Origin of the sequence: Oceanobacillus neutriphilus, from assembly GCF_014645515.1 — a bacterium.
Classification (GTDB): domain Bacteria; phylum Bacillota; class Bacilli; order Bacillales; family Amphibacillaceae; genus Oceanobacillus; species Oceanobacillus neutriphilus.
In genome coordinates, this window is record NZ_BMLW01000002.1 from 397794 (window position 1) to 412135 (window position 14342).

Here is a 14342-nt window from a genome sequence, read left to right on the forward strand (position 1 = left end):
CCCCTTACTCTTTTGGTGGTTTTTGTGGAATAAACATACTCCCAAAAATTCGCGTGGTTCGTTCAGGTGTTAATTTGTTGTTGAACACCTTCTCAATCTCCTGTTGAATGGACTGAGTAAGCTCCTGGAATTCCTCATCTGACAAATGCAAAGGTACATACGCATAGCTAAACCCTTCTTGTTCATACTGTTCAGGGGACGTATTCGCCAAATAAGACGTTGCTAATTGAAGTAAATTACCGTGAAATACGGAAAAATGACGGATATGATCTTCCTGTGAGATCGTTTCAATTTCGCCTTCAGGAATTTGCAAGTTATCCATTTTGACTGAGAATTTACGCTCCTCTGTTCCTTTCACCTTTTTTGTTTCAATCACTTCAATTAAATTTGCCTCAAGTAAAAGATTGATATGCCGATATAGCGTAGCTTGAGGAACATCTCCAAGTATCTCCACAAGTTGAGCGATCGTCAGTGGTTTGTTTAGCAACAATTGCTGTACAATTCGCATCCGCACGGGATGAAGAAGTAAATCAGCATTTCCTTTCATTGGATTACCTCCATATCATTATCATTTTATAAAACGATAATGTAAAAAAACAAGATTGTCAACTATAGCTCTAAAGGTTTGACCACTACGCCCACTATTCTTCTTCAACAATCTTTTGATTGTTGAAGGTTATTGTATTTTCTGTGTTTAAGATACACTCATTTGTCCTATTAAGATTACTTTTCATATTGACTCTATAACTACTTCCCCTTCGCAAGAAGGCACTTCAAATCCGTTTAAGTAAGAAGTTAAAGCATCTTCCGTGATAGGAAAAGCTGCATTTGCATCAAATCTTTTACTCCGTATATCCAACCGTTTGCGAATAATTTCAGGACTAACTTTCAAATAAATAAGTCTCCACTCACCACCAGCTTTTTCAATTAGCTGTTTGTATCCATCTCGTTTGGCTTTTTGCCAAAAACTGAAATCAATCACAACCTTTCGTTTATCCTGAATCAGACGTATCAATTGATTTTGAAGCCTTCTTTCAGCTTCAACTTGATAATCGCCATATTTCTCAGCAGGATAGTCTATTCCATAACGTCCATTAACCTTCCAAATCTCTTCATCAATCGAAAGACGTACAAACCCTTCTGTTTCCAAGCGTTGTGCGAATGTCGTCTTCCCTGAACCCGCTACACCACACATCATAATAATTAATGGATTTGAAGTTATTTGTCTTAATATGTCCTTTATATTTTCTTCAAAATTCGACAATACTATCACTCCTAATAATTTCACCTTTTCTTCTATATAATCAGGTTCTTGTTCCTCTAAAGGATCAAAATCAATATTCGGATGACTATATGCTTTCACAAGTCCGTCATCTTTTAATCTATAAAAGGTTGTTTCTTTTTTATCTTCTTTATCATGAACATTACTGAAATCCTCCCATTAGTTATTATTAAATAGTTTGTTCTCACGCTTTAGATCATGTTGATATAAGGGATTATGCTTCCATGTTAAAAGCACTGTACCAGACAAAAAGGCTAATACTCCTACTATATAAGGGAAATAAGTGTTAATATCAAATAAAATCCCCCCTAATATAGGACCAACCACACTCCCTAGGCTTACATATGCATTATTCATACCCGCAATAAATCCTTGCTCATTTACTGCCAATTTGGATAACACTGTATTGATAACTGGACGCAGGATGGAAGTAGCGGTATAAAGGAAACAAGTCAGCAATAAGATACTCCAAAAGCGTGTGATGAACAAGAGAAATAAAAAACTAATGCCACCCGCTATCATTGTTCCATTCATAACCCTCGATTCACCAAAAAGGGAAACAAATTTATTCGTTAATGACAGTTGAATTATAACACTTACAAATGCAGAAATTGTGATTACCAGCGCAATATCCTTTGCCGTATAGCCAAATTGTTTGTCAACAAACAGCCCAAAAATGGCTTCAAAAATATATAAGGCTACACTATAGAGAAATACCAAAAGCAATGGAACAACATAAGGTGCTCGAATGGAACGTAATAATTGCTGTACCATTGGTTGGGGGGAAACGCTGTCTTCTGCCGTCAACTGTGTCTTTTTCCCTAAGGTTTCAGGTAGTAAAAAAAATGACAGTAAAAAGGAAACAAAGGATATAGCAGACGCAAAATAAAAAGGTACATATAAACCATACGTTGTTAGAAAACCTCCAATTCCAGGTCCTATGACAAAACCAAATGATATAGAGGCATTAAGGAAACTTAACCCCTTAGCACGTTCTTCTTCTGTCGTTATATCAATAATACATGCCATAGCACTGGGAATTAAAAGTGATACTGCGATACCTGTTAAAAACCTCCCTAAAAATAGCAACCAAAAATGAACTGAAAAAGCAAAGACTAATTGAGATAAAGTGAGACAAATTAAACCAATCTCTATAATTCTTTTTCGACCATAGCGATCAGCAAAACGTCCAGCAATTGGAGATAAAAAAAGCTGAATAATACCGTATGTGGCTACTAGTAATCCCATCATTTGTCCGTTTGTATTAAATTTATCCATAAAGTCGGGCAATATCGGGATAATTAACCCAAATGCAACCGTTGCGATAAATACACAAACCATTAAAAGAAAAAGAGTTTTTATTTTCCTCGGTTTAGATATCAAATCATCATTCACCTCTTTTTTTTAGATTTTATTAAACTTTAATGTTAATAAAGCGTAAAATTCAAAGAAAACCTTCATTATATGGCCTCCCATTATTCTTGTAAAATAACACCCTACGTTAGATTAAAATTAGATTTTTAAAACCATTAAATCTTCGTCAAAATACTTCCCGTTATCTTTTAAAGCATTCTTTTCTACCCCGTAAATTTGGAATCCAAAGGATCTATATAGATTCTTTGCAGGCTCATTATTGGATATCACTGTTAAATTAATTTGTTCCAAACCGATGCAATCTTTTGCCTTTTTTATCAGTTCAAGCAGGAGCAATTTCCCTAACCCTTGTCCTCGCATTTCTGGCTTCACAAACATTCCGAAAACATTCCCTTTGTGAGCAATTTTAAGACTACTTTCACGCATAAAAGTCACATTTCCCACTAATAAGTTTCTATCCTCAAAAGCACCCAAGACAAATTTATTATCGTTTGGTTTTAATCGTTCTGCTACAGTTTCAAGAGTGAATTTAGCCTCTCTCTCATAAGTTGAGCCAAATGCTTCAGGGTTGATTTTTAATGCACTTAAACGTAATTCTTGATATAACTGAGCATCAGACTCATTTAAAATTCGAATAGTCATTAGCTTCTCCTCATTTCTTTTTCTCCACTTAATAATCATATTACTTCTTAAACTGGCATAGATGTATTTCAAATACTAAAGTGGACCCCAATGTCAAGACAATACCTTTTTTAAAAATAAGGTAGGTTAATAGATTGTGTCTTTGCCCTTTCACGGTTAAAGCGAGTACTTGCCTCACTGAAAATGGGAACCACTTTTTCGATGTTAGAGCCAGCCACAGCGACAGCTGCTTGCCATTAACCACCGCGCCCGATTCTTAGCAGGCGATGTAAGGGGGCGGGGCCCAGCCAGCGAATGCTTAGAATCGATTTGTTCGTGTTACAATTTAAAGCAGGATCAGCCCCTTCAGGCTATTTTTTGGGTATCCTGCGTGAGCTCAATGAACACGGACAAAAGCAAGGTCAATGGTGGTGGACAACCGGCGATCCACCTACCCGAAATAAATAGATGCTGGTGTTTTATAGTTTAATGACTGATGGGGACGTTCGTGATTGTAAAAATCTATATAGTCCCTTATATTTTTCCTTGTTTCCCTTGGAGTCTCGTATTCTTTTAAGTACACCTCCTCGTACTTTATGTTTCGCCAAAAACGTTCGATAATGATATTATCCAGTGCACGACCCTTTCCATCCATGCTGATTTGAATATTCTTTTCATTTAACAGATTAATATATTTTAGACTAGTAAAATGGCTTATTTTAACGTTTTTGTGCCATTTGAATAACATCTTTAAATTTCACTTTTCCGCTGTAATTCATGACGCCGTTCACGTAAATTCTACTTGCCAAGTGATTAATGATTGCAATGCTAGCTAGAAGAATGACGATGGTAATGCCCATCTCCGCATAGCCCGCTTCGCCGGATACGATTCTTGAAAATGTCACAATCGGTGATGTAATTGGGATATAGGAGCTAACAACAACAAGTGTTGATGCAGGGTTAAAGATGGAGCTTATTCCGATAAAAAAAGCCACCATGATGCACATAATAATCGGGAAAGAAACTGAACCTAAGTCTTCCGTTCGGCTTACGACAGCACCGACTGCTGCATATCCAATCGCATATAATAGATAGCCGAGAATAAAATAAATGATAAAGGAAGCAACCACGATTCCGGTTAAATTGCTTAGATCAATATCAAAGCCGAAAAATGAAAATTGTTTCCCATCAATCCAACCTAAGGAGTAACTTGCAAGAAAGCCTAGAAGCATGATAACAATTTGCACTAGTCCCGTGACTAACTGTACAAGGATTTTTCCATACATCATATAGATCGGCTTTACTTTCGGTATCATGATTTCCATAACACGCGATGCCTTTTCGGCAGTAATGGTATTTGCAATCATTTGACCTTGACCGAGGATTAACAAATACATTAGGATAACGAAAATATAAACGATCCCCACTGTTCCAGTCGTATCTTTTAATGCTTTGTTTTCTACGGGAACGGGTGTTACCAGTTTAGCCGCAACCTCCCGGTTAACGTTCGAATCCGCAATTGTTTTATGGATCCCTACTTGTTGGATTTTTTGAGTTAGGATGGCCACTAGCTCTTGATCAGCAAAAGATTTATACGTGTACGTCAATGCGGGTAAACCGTTCTTTTCTTTCATTTCGATAATGCCATCGAGCTCCCCGTCTCTAACTTGTTTCTTTAATTGCGCCAGATCGCCTTCTTCTTGTAAAAACAGTTTTACCGAATTCAGGCCTTTATTTAGCTGATCGATATTTGTTTTGTAGGGCGTTGGATTAATGAATGCGACTTCATCCTTTGACCCGTTCGACGAAAAATGACTAAAGCCGAAAATCCCAAGTATAATTACAATTGTAATTAGATTACCGAAGATGAATGACTTCGAAGTCAATCCGTCTTTCAAATGAAACTTAAAAACGGTCATAAATTTCCCCATATTATCCCACCTTTTCAATAAAGATTTCATTTAATGTCGGCTCTAACATCCTGAAATTGCGAATGGGGATCGAGCATTCCTCGAATCGGTTGAGAAGTTGAATCGCTTCTTTATCATCCGTCACTTTCACGACGATGTCCGTTTGTCCTTTTTCAAAAGGTATTTTCCAATCATGAAGTGCAGCTTCAACAGCTTCACTGTTCGAAATCGTTAAATTACGGAAGCCGTAATCTTGTTTAATTTGATCCAATCTCCCTTTAGCGATCGCTTCTCCTTTTTTCATTAAACAAATATGCTCGCAAAAGCTTTCAATTTGCTCCATTCGATGACTCGACAGAATGACGGTTTTTCCTGATTTTATCTGCTCTTCAATGATCAAGGATAACAGATTGGCATTTACTGGGTCTAAGCCACTGAATGGTTCGTCTAAAATAATCAATTCCGGATCGTGTAACAATGTTGCGATTAATTGAATTTTTTGCTGGTTTCCTTTTGATAATTCATTTGCTTTTTTTGTTTTATATTCGGTTATTTCAAGTTTTTCAAGCCAATGATCAATTGCCTCATCAACTTGTTTGCGGCTCATACCTTCAAGCTCACCAAAATAACGAAGTTGTGTGACAATCTTCGTTTTCGGATAAAGTCCCCTTTCTTCAGGAAGATAGCCGATTGAGACATTTGCCTGATCAAGCCTTTTTCCTTCCCACGTCATTTCCCCTCGATCCGGTGATAATAAGCATAGCAACATTTTAATTGCAGTTGTCTTGCCCGCTCCGTTTCTTCCAAGAAGTCCGAGTACCTCCCCCTTTTTCAAAGAGAAGCTAAGATTTTTAACAGCTTTCGTTTCCCCAAATGACTTACTTAATTGATAAATTTCTAACCCCATACATTGCACCTCTATTCTATTAATATTTTTTCTGATAATAAAAAGTTGCTTTCACAACTTCTCATGCATCACATTTTCGTCATGAGTTCTGCTGAGCGATCTGAATAAGATTGCCGCATGTATCGTCGAAGACAGCTATTGTGACTTCCCCCATTTTTGTCGGTTCCATGGTAAACTTCACTCCAAGTTTCACTAATCGTTCGTGCTCTTTTTGAACATCTTTAACCCCAAACATCGTTGCTGGAATGCCTTCGGCATATATCTTCTTTTGATACTCTTTCGCAGCTGAATAATAAATTGCAATGCGGATTTCATACCTTTGGAGAGTTTGGTTACATGTTTGTTTTCATGTAAATTAAAATCAGTTAACAGTTCTTTTGCAAAATTCATATCGAAATTTAGATTGTAATAATCACCAAAGCGCAACACATCTTTTACCTTCCAAATCACACTGAATGGATGTTCCTCTTGCATATAACATAAATGACCAGATGTTTGATTACGATTATATGGATTAAATCCAAATAGAGTTATTTCATCTTGATCAGGGTTTAAATGGCCAGCTAACAGCTTCATTAAGGGTGTTTTCCCCGTGCCCTTTCGCCCCAAAGTCCAAGGATGATTGGATCACTCTCCAACAAATTCAAGCCATTTAATATTTTGGTTGAATCATAACTGTAATGAACCTTATTGACTTTTATCATGATTGTTCCTCCATTTACATCTGAAAGTTTCCTGCCGATGAATTCCTTTATAGTACGTTGGATTCATTTCTCCTCCACAGTTTTCACATTGAAACAGACTGATATTCACCGAAATGGTGTGTACACATTTCATTTGACTCAGGAGCATCAATTGGACCATTAATCGAACTGTTAAGGTTCCTTATCTATTTTATACATTAGATGATCTGCAAAATTCATGAATAATTTGTGCTTTTATCTCTTCAATGGGAAACTTATGCGGATAGGTAGATATCATCAGCATGCTGCCTTGAAGCACGGACGAAAAATATAGCGACCGTTTCCTCGGCTCATTTATTCCCATTCTTTCAAATATTTCACATTGAAACTCAAATTGCCTTGCATTTTCTTCAATAATGAGATAACTGTATTTTATCAACTCTTCATCAGCTTCTGGCTGAGTTTGCAAATGAAGATAGAACCGATGAACTTCCGGATTTTGATAAATGTTATCAATGGCGCCATTGACTATATATTCAAGCTGTTCACTAGCAGTCTCTAAAGTGGTTGCTTCTTCCATGACTTCAACCACTTCTCTGATTCTTGTCTCTACCATTTCAGCAAGCAGCTCTTCTTTTCCTTTGTAATAGTTATAGAGCAAACCTTTCGAAATCCCCCCTTGTTTAGCTATATCGCTTATAGAAGTAGCGTAATATCCCTGCTTCATAAATAACTCCATAGCCGCAGCTCTAATTTTTTCTTTGGATGCTTGGCGAATACGATTATTCTCTTCTGGTGTACGTGGCATTTTAACTTCATTCCTCCATAAAAGCAGTGATTGCCTGATTTAACGCTTCAGAATGTGTCAGGGTCAAGATATGATCAGCATTTGGTATTTCAATAAAATTGATATTTGGAATTTTTCTAAAGTGTTCAAGAGCAAGAAAATTTTCAGGTAAATCCTTTTCGCCAATAATAAATAATGTTTTGGCTGTTAACTCTTCTAATCGGTCGATGGCAGGAGGATTGGGCCATATCATTTCAAAAGCAGGTCCACCCAACACTCGTTGAAACTGATCTTGAAGCATTTGCGTGGCAAGATTTCTTTGCGGACTATGGATAACGACTTGATACATTGGAGAATGTAGCATCAAATCTACCATCTTCTCCACATCCGGGGCAGCCCCCATCACCTTTTGCATTATTTGCTCATATTCTGTGTAACCTTGAAATCCTGATAAAGCAGGAGCAATTAAAACAAGGTTTGTGACTTTTTCCGGATAAGTTAAAGCGAATTCAGTTGCAATTTGCCCACCAATGGAATGACCGATGATGGTTGGCTTATCAAGCTCAAGCTCATCTATAAAAAAACGCATATCTTCCACATAGTTAACTTGGTCTTTCGGAGTTGGTGATTGACCAACACCTCGACCATCAACAGAAATTACTTGATAATACTTAGCCAGTAGAGGTGCCAAGTAATTCCATTCCCGCAAATCAGTACCTCCGCCATGGATCATAACAACTGGATGTCCAGTACCATTAATCTCATAGTACAAATCCATTAAAATCCCCCCATAAAATTCAAGTTTATCAACATTTTATCTTTGAATGAACACTTAGTCAATAAAAAATAACCATTTACTTTCAAGATAATTGGCTATCTATACTTAGGAATTAGAAGATTTCAAATTACCCTTCATTAATTTACAAATGGATAAGAATATTGACGAGCTTTCAGATTGAATCCCTTACATAATCGCCGAACACCCTATGGTTCCTGAGCTGATCCATAATCAATTGGAAATCCTGTTTCTTTTATGCGAGCTAGTGCGTTTTCAAGATCATCAACTTCAATTGAAAAAATCAGGTACTGGTGTCCCGAATCCACCTTATGGAAAGAAACAGATTTAAACGTCTATTTTCTCATGCGAGCCATAGGTTAGGAGTAGAATTTGGAGCAGTGCTTATCCCTGTTGTAGATGCCACTTATAAAGATATGCCGGAAAAACAGGTTTCTCATGGCATCAGTATCACGCGATTGCTCAACAAGTAGGTGGAGCATTTGGAACTGCAGTGCGTGCCGCCAACTTACAGAGTCAATTAATTCATGGACCGATGCTCGATGTCGCATCATGGGTCAATGTGTTCAATTATACTTTCTGGTGAACAATCGGATTTACCACGTGTGCCATTATTCCGGGGGTTTTTCTTCCAGGGAACAGACGGAAATCGTGGTCTTTTTTTTGGATGAAAAGATTGATAAAAGGAACTAGTAGTGTTTAATCACATGAATCCAAAAATAGTTGGTATGACCGACCATAAATGGTTGACCATAAAATATGGAGATAGAAAACCTGTAAAGTATATTTTTTGGGCTTACCAACTAAAGTGTGTAAATTATTCGGGTAATCGGATTTTAGTGTGGAAACTCATTTTTATTTAATTAATGATCATAAAGCACTAATTCGGATTATCATGTAGAAAAATATATTTACTGAAACATAATAATTTTGGGAGTAGAAATTATTTGCGGGGTTTTCTGGTGAAATTATTACATTAACCCTAATGAATTGCTAACTTAACCACATTCTTTCTCATTAGAATGTAGATTTTTTATGACTGGTCGTCCTATATTTACAAGATAATTTACATAACTAAAAAACAAAAATATTAATATAAAGGGTTGAAACTATACACTGGTGTCGGTATAATCTATCATATAAAACGACATAAGTGTATAGTTTATTGTATACCCTTTGTCAATCATTATGGAGGTGGCTTTATGGCACCAAAAGTTAGCGAAGAATATAAAAAAGAAAGAAAAAGAGAATTGATAGAAGTAGCCAAGAAGGTGTTTATCGAGAAAGGATTTGTTCACACATCTATGCAAGATATTATGGACAAGGCTGGAATATCCAGAGGTGCATTCTATAGTTATTTCGATAATATTGATCACGTTTTTATCGAAGTCTTAAAATATGATGACCAAAAAGACATTCAATATTTTGTGTCATCTGATGAAGGTCCAATATGGCCACAATTAAAAAAATGGGTTGAAGAACAGCAATTTTATATTGAGGCAATTGAGCAAACACTGCTCTATGCAAAGGCAGAATTCTTTTTATCATCTAATTACGCAAATAATAAAGATAATTTCCCTTACATTTCTGAACGCTATAAGCGAACTACTGAAGCTATAGAAGAAGTATTGAATGAAGGTATGCTTAAAGGAGAATTTAGACCTCAACAATCTACTCGTTCTATAGCACGGTATCTCCTATCATTTATAAACGGTTTAATGTTGGACACATTTCAATTGGGACATGAACAAACAAAAGTAAAGAATCAATTATCCGTCTTACTTTTTTCTTTAGAAAAATTAATTAATCCAAAATCTGCACTATAAGGAGTGATCACTATGTTGTTTGAATCATCAAGAGTGAGATTAAGAAAGATGACAAAGGAAGATACAGAACTTTATCACAAGTGGAGAAACGATATGGAAGTTATGCATTCCACCAACTCATCTTTAGATGTTTATCCAATGGAAGCAACTAAAGAATTTGTAGATCATGTTATTTTGGGATCTCATTCAGCCAAATGCTATATTATGGTTGAAAAAGGAGATGAAATACCAATTGGCATTGTATCATTAATCAACATTGATTATAAAAATAGAAATGCTGAATGTATTATTGATATCGGGGAAAAGGAATATTGGGGAAAAGGCTATGGTTCAGAGGGTTTGAAATTACTGTTGGATTATGTTTTTTACGAAATGAACCTCCATCGAGTTTCCCTTAAAGTATTTTCATTTAATGATAGAGCTATTCGTTTGTACACTAAAATCGGTTTTCAGGAGGAAGGAAATAGTAGACAAAGTCTATTTAGAAATGGTGAATGGCATGACATCATTCATATGGGGCTTTTGCAAAATGAATACCTTGAAAAGCAAGTAAGAAATATATAAATATGATTATTTTTATCCTTTGTAAGGTGGGGTTATATGGAAGTACAAAGAAATGAAAAGCAATTTAGTGTGATTCCTATTATGATATCTTTGTTGCTGGCGGGATTTATAGGTTTATTTTTCGAAACAGCCTTAAATATGGCTTTTAGTGATTTAATGCAGGTGTTTCAAATAAATGCATCTACCGTTCAGTGGTTAACAACGGGCTACCTTTTAACCATTGGCGTTTTAGTACCTATTTCGGCACTTCTAATCCAATGGTTTTCAACAAGAAAGCTATTTATAACTTCAGTAGTATTTTCTATTTTAGGTTCAATAAGTGCTGCAATTGCTCCAAATTTTAGTTTGTTATTAATAGGGAGAATGCTTCAAGCTATTGGTACAGGAATACTCCTTCCATTAATGTATAATGTTGTTTTAGTAATTATTCCTCCCAAAAAGAGGGGGACGGCTATGGGGTTAATAGGATTAGTAATGATGACATCCCTTGCACTTGGTCCTGCAATTTCTGGGCTGGTGGTTGAAACCCTAAGTTATCATTGGTTATTTTGGTTAGCAATTCCCTTCTATGTAATTGCCCTGTTGTGTAGTGTGTTCTATATGCAAAATGTTTCTACAATAACCAAGCCAAAAATCGATTTATTGTCTATTCTTCTATCTACAGTTGGGTTTGGGGGAATAGTATATGGTTTTAGTGGTGTAGGGCAAACAGAAGGTACATCAATTGCCATAGTGACTATAATCATTGGTATTTTATCATTATTACTATTCTCTATTAGACAGTTCTCTATTAAATCCCCTATTGTCAATTTGAAGGCTTTCAAACAGCCGATGTTTGCATTAGGTACTCTGACTGTGGTAATTAATATGATTATTATTTTAACAGCTAATCTTCTTCTACCTATTTATCTTCAAGACGGTATGGGCTACACCGCTTTGGTGGCAGGGCTAATTTTACTTCCTGGTGGAATCTTGAATGGGATTATGTCACCTATCACTGGTCGATTATTTGATCGATTTGGTCCAAGATGGTTAGTGATTTCTGGTTTTTTCATAGCCTTTGTTGTACTTTGGATTTTCTCCAATGTTGAATCGAGCACATCTGTTGAAGTAATAATCACACAGTATATGTGTTTGATGCTTGGAACCTCAATGGTTATGATGCCAGTGCAAACTAATGGATTAAATCAATTGGATACAGAGCTATATCCACATGGTTCTGCAATAATAAATACAATGCAGCAAGTGGCAGGTGCCATTGGAACGGCTACAGCTGCAACAATGATGACAATGGGACAACAAAATTATTTATCTGGCATCACCGACCCGACAACACCTGAAAATATAGTGGTTTCTCTCACATCAGGAGTACAAAATGCTTTTATTTTTGCAATGGTGGTGTCGATTATTGGATTAGTTTTAGCATTCTTTATCAAACGTGTAAAAGTTGAGGACTGAACACAAAAACAGCATTACTCTAATCAAGAAGTAATGCTGTTTTTGTTTATTGTCTTAAAATATGTTGCAAAAGGAAAATGAAATAATGACATCTAATATGCTTAACCTACCAAATTTTAAAATTATTGATATGGATGAGAGTGAATTTGATTATAGATTCTTAGTTGAGACCATTTTACCGCCTCCCTCCTACTGCCCAAAATGTGGTACTGTTGCAAACTTATATAAGCACGGTAAAAAGAAGCAGTTATTTTTCGACCTACCAATGCACGCTAAACGTGTTGGAATTTATATAAAACGACAGCGTTATAAATGTCGAGAGTGCAATGAAACGTTTTTTGAAACTTTGTCTGATATGGATGTCAATCGTTCTGTTACTAATAGACTTATAGATTGGATTCAAGAAGCCAGTCTTGAAAAGAAATTCACCAGTATTGCAGACGATATAGGCATTGATGAAAAGACTGTACGAAACATCTTTAATGACTACGTTGCAGAACTTGAAGCACAAACAGATTTCAGAACTCCTAACTGGCTTGGTATTGATGAAGTCCATCTGCTAAAGAACTATCGTTGTGTCATCACAGATGTAGAAAACAAGTCGGTAATTGGCATTTTACGAAAACGTAATAAAGATATCGTTATCAGTTACCTGTTAAAACTTCAAAACATTGATAAAATCGAACTTGTTGCAATGGATATGTGGAACCCTTATAAAAGTGCTGTTTATACAGTGATACCACATGCCAAAATCGTAATTAACAAGTTTCATGTTGTAAAATTAGCTAATGAAGCCTTAGAGAAAATCCGAAAAGCTAACCGTCAAAATGTCTCAGCCAAAGAACGCAGACAACTTATGAGAGATCGTTATGTGCTTCCTACAAGACGAAAAGACCATAACGACTTCGATGATCAAATAAAGTTGCAAGTATGGACTGATAAGTTCCCATTACTTGGTCAAGCATACGAACTTAAAGAGCATTTCTTTGACATCTATGAAGCTGAATCAATTGATGAAGCCTATAAACTGTACCAAAAATTTGCTGCATCAGATTTTGAACGGGATTTTTTCTTGATAACTTTTTCAACCCAAAGCCAAGTGCGGAAAGGAGTTATGCGTGTTTCTTTACTCCGAAACTTGAGTTATATACTATAAATTTTATAATGATTTCTCAAGTCATAAATATCATATTTTCTTATTTCTTTTGATTTATTGAACGATCATCCAGTTCATATCTTTCTCTAAAGTGAGTACATATTGTGAAATTTGCTCTCCCTTCGTCGTTTCATCCAGATACTTCACAGATACCCAGACTTGTATCTGGTGTCCTGATTTTTGGAATACTGGATTGATTAGTTCTGAAAATATATAGTTTTTCCTAATCGGTGGTAAGGCATTATCTTTCACATAATAAGCAAGTTCTTTATCAGTGGCGGTCGGATAAAACGTAAAGAATGTTTCCAAAAACTCTGTTACTTCATGTACAGTATCGGAATTAACTGTCCCATTACTTTCGGGCTGTTTTGGTTCATAATCAGATTTTTTCGGTAAGCTCCACAAGGTAGGGTTTTGAGTAATTACCAAGTTTCCTAACTTATCTTGATGAAGTAGAATACGATAGGTAGAGCGTACCCATTGGCTACTTTTATCCTCTGAAATTTTTTGTTCTACCGAATAAACAACAGCATAGGTATCCTCGTTTTCCTGCGATACTGACCAAATGTTTATATTACCTACACTAGAACTGGTAGGAATATCGTTCCTTACGGTATCTACATTTAAAGCTTGCAGTTCTTCTGTCAGATAATCAGTAAGTTTTTCTGTTCGTTCTTCCAATGATTCGGCTTCATTTTCCCACGTGTAATAGTCTTTCACAAAGTTTCTTGTAAAGCTTTCAATCGCAGTTGTATCTACCATATGGTTCTGCACAATTTCTCTTTCATGAATGGTATGTTGATCAATGGAGGTAAAGTTTTTATAGATTCCAAACGCTAGACTACTGATTAATAGAATCCATAAAAAAAGATCGGACTTTTTACGCTTTCCAACCGTTTTCACTTTTACCTTTTTCGATTTCTTTGGCTTTTCCTGTTTTTCTTTTTTACTAAAAGGGAGGTACATGCTATCCCATCC

The 14342-nt window shown here is 36.0% G+C and carries 15 protein-coding genes and 2 pseudogenes; 5 read left to right on the plus strand and 12 right to left on the minus strand.

The window, feature by feature from the left end; all coding sequences use genetic code 11:
* Window positions 1–4: 4 nt before the first annotated feature.
* From IEX29_RS05030 to IEX29_RS05075, 11 genes and pseudogenes are all read right to left on the minus strand, one after another.
* On the minus strand, window positions 5–547 hold the full coding sequence (locus tag IEX29_RS05030; RefSeq protein ID WP_077604227.1) for a helix-turn-helix domain-containing protein: 543 nt from the start codon (window positions 545–547) through the stop codon (window positions 5–7).
* 183 nt (window positions 548–730) lie between these two features.
* Window positions 731–1198: a P-loop nucleotide/nucleoside kinase family protein gene (locus IEX29_RS05035; RefSeq protein WP_077706831.1), complete on the minus strand. Its 468-nt coding sequence runs from the start codon at window positions 1196–1198 to the stop codon at window positions 731–733.
* A 243-nt stretch (window positions 1199–1441) separates the two neighbouring features.
* Complete coding sequence (locus IEX29_RS05040; protein WP_225220926.1) at window positions 1442–2665, minus strand: MFS transporter; 1224 nt, start codon at window positions 2663–2665, stop codon at window positions 1442–1444.
* A 129-nt stretch (window positions 2666–2794) separates the two neighbouring features.
* Window positions 2795–3298, minus strand: a complete 504-nt coding sequence (locus tag IEX29_RS05045) for a GNAT family N-acetyltransferase (RefSeq protein ID WP_188733399.1) — start codon at window positions 3296–3298, stop codon at window positions 2795–2797.
* Between the two features lie 430 nt (window positions 3299–3728).
* Window positions 3729–3992 (minus strand): annotated as a pseudogene (locus IEX29_RS05050) (transposase); the annotation flags it as partial.
* 4 nt (window positions 3993–3996) lie between these two features.
* Window positions 3997–5208, minus strand: a complete 1212-nt coding sequence (locus IEX29_RS05055; RefSeq protein WP_188733400.1) for an ABC transporter permease — start codon at window positions 5206–5208, stop codon at window positions 3997–3999.
* A 1-nt stretch (window position 5209) separates the two neighbouring features.
* Window positions 5210–6094 (minus strand): ABC transporter ATP-binding protein, encoded by an 885-nt coding sequence (locus IEX29_RS05060; protein ID WP_077702590.1) that lies wholly within the window; start codon window positions 6092–6094, stop codon window positions 5210–5212.
* A gap of 79 nt (window positions 6095–6173) precedes the next feature.
* Window positions 6174–6386, minus strand: a pseudogene (gene glxB / locus IEX29_RS05065) (methylglyoxalase); the annotation flags it as partial.
* Window positions 6287–6670: a P-loop NTPase family protein gene (locus IEX29_RS26570; protein ID WP_229720104.1), complete on the minus strand. Its 384-nt coding sequence runs from the start codon at window positions 6668–6670 to the stop codon at window positions 6287–6289. The pseudogene glxB and the gene IEX29_RS26570, both read right to left, overlap by 100 nt.
* Before the next feature lie 318 nt (window positions 6671–6988).
* Window positions 6989–7585 carry a TetR/AcrR family transcriptional regulator gene (locus tag IEX29_RS05070; protein WP_077702589.1) on the minus strand — a complete coding sequence of 199 codons (597 nt, stop codon included), beginning with the start codon at window positions 7583–7585 and terminating at the stop codon, window positions 6989–6991.
* A 7-nt stretch (window positions 7586–7592) separates the two neighbouring features.
* Window positions 7593–8342: an alpha/beta fold hydrolase gene (locus IEX29_RS05075; RefSeq protein ID WP_077702588.1), complete on the minus strand. Its 750-nt coding sequence runs from the start codon at window positions 8340–8342 to the stop codon at window positions 7593–7595.
* A gap of 329 nt (window positions 8343–8671) precedes the next feature.
* Between IEX29_RS05075 and IEX29_RS26575 the strand changes: the two genes are divergently transcribed.
* From IEX29_RS26575 to IEX29_RS05095, 5 genes are all read left to right on the plus strand, one after another.
* Window positions 8672–8833, plus strand: coding sequence for a hypothetical protein (locus IEX29_RS26575; protein ID WP_176087272.1), 162 nt, complete (start codon window positions 8672–8674; stop codon window positions 8831–8833).
* Window positions 8834–9562: 729 nt separating this feature from the next.
* The gene (locus IEX29_RS05080) at window positions 9563–10186 is read left to right on the plus strand and encodes a TetR/AcrR family transcriptional regulator (protein WP_077702587.1); all 624 of its coding nucleotides are present in this window, start codon (window positions 9563–9565) and stop codon (window positions 10184–10186) included.
* Between the two features lie 12 nt (window positions 10187–10198).
* Window positions 10199–10750, plus strand: a complete 552-nt coding sequence (locus IEX29_RS05085; protein ID WP_188733401.1) for a GNAT family N-acetyltransferase — start codon at window positions 10199–10201, stop codon at window positions 10748–10750.
* 36 nt (window positions 10751–10786) lie between these two features.
* The gene (locus tag IEX29_RS05090) at window positions 10787–12208 is read left to right on the plus strand and encodes an MDR family MFS transporter (RefSeq protein WP_077702585.1); all 1422 of its coding nucleotides are present in this window, start codon (window positions 10787–10789) and stop codon (window positions 12206–12208) included.
* Window positions 12209–12269: 61 nt separating this feature from the next.
* Window positions 12270–13364 carry an ISL3 family transposase gene (locus IEX29_RS05095; RefSeq protein WP_229720105.1) on the plus strand — a complete coding sequence of 365 codons (1095 nt, stop codon included), beginning with the start codon at window positions 12270–12272 and terminating at the stop codon, window positions 13362–13364.
* Window positions 13365–13418: 54 nt separating this feature from the next.
* Here the strand turns inward: IEX29_RS05095 and IEX29_RS05100 are convergent, their stop codons facing one another.
* Window positions 13419–14330: a conjugal transfer protein gene (locus IEX29_RS05100; RefSeq protein WP_077702584.1), complete on the minus strand. Its 912-nt coding sequence runs from the start codon at window positions 14328–14330 to the stop codon at window positions 13419–13421.
* Window positions 14331–14342 lie beyond the last annotated feature (12 nt).

Excerpts from the sequence above, each read along its gene's own strand:
- IEX29_RS05030 (WP_077604227.1), bottom strand. The coding sequence starts at position 547 with ATGAAAGGAAATGCTGATTTACTTCTTCATCCCGTGCGGATGCGAATT.
- IEX29_RS05035 (WP_077706831.1), bottom strand. The coding sequence starts at position 1,198 with ATGATGTGTGGTGTAGCGGGTTCAGGGAAGACGACATTCGCACAACGC.
- IEX29_RS05045 (WP_188733399.1), bottom strand. The coding sequence starts at position 3,298 with ATGACTATTCGAATTTTAAATGAGTCTGATGCTCAGTTATATCAAGAA.
- IEX29_RS05055 (WP_188733400.1), bottom strand. The coding sequence starts at position 5,208 with ATGGGGAAATTTATGACCGTTTTTAAGTTTCATTTGAAAGACGGATTG.
- IEX29_RS05060 (WP_077702590.1), bottom strand. The coding sequence starts at position 6,094 with ATGGGGTTAGAAATTTATCAATTAAGTAAGTCATTTGGGGAAACGAAA.
- IEX29_RS26570 (WP_229720104.1), bottom strand. The coding sequence starts at position 6,670 with ATGAAGCTGTTAGCTGGCCATTTAAACCCTGATCAAGATGAAATAACT.
- IEX29_RS05070 (WP_077702589.1), bottom strand. The coding sequence starts at position 7,585 with ATGCCACGTACACCAGAAGAGAATAATCGTATTCGCCAAGCATCCAAA.
- IEX29_RS05075 (WP_077702588.1), bottom strand. The coding sequence starts at position 8,342 with ATGGATTTGTACTATGAGATTAATGGTACTGGACATCCAGTTGTTATG.
- IEX29_RS26575 (WP_176087272.1), top strand. The coding sequence starts at position 8,672 with ATGGAAAGAAACAGATTTAAACGTCTATTTTCTCATGCGAGCCATAGG.
- IEX29_RS05080 (WP_077702587.1), top strand. The coding sequence starts at position 9,563 with ATGGCACCAAAAGTTAGCGAAGAATATAAAAAAGAAAGAAAAAGAGAA.
- IEX29_RS05085 (WP_188733401.1), top strand. The coding sequence starts at position 10,199 with ATGTTGTTTGAATCATCAAGAGTGAGATTAAGAAAGATGACAAAGGAA.
- IEX29_RS05090 (WP_077702585.1), top strand. The coding sequence starts at position 10,787 with ATGGAAGTACAAAGAAATGAAAAGCAATTTAGTGTGATTCCTATTATG.
- IEX29_RS05095 (WP_229720105.1), top strand. The coding sequence starts at position 12,270 with ATGTTGCAAAAGGAAAATGAAATAATGACATCTAATATGCTTAACCTA.
- IEX29_RS05100 (WP_077702584.1), bottom strand. The coding sequence starts at position 14,330 with ATGTACCTCCCTTTTAGTAAAAAAGAAAAACAGGAAAAGCCAAAGAAA.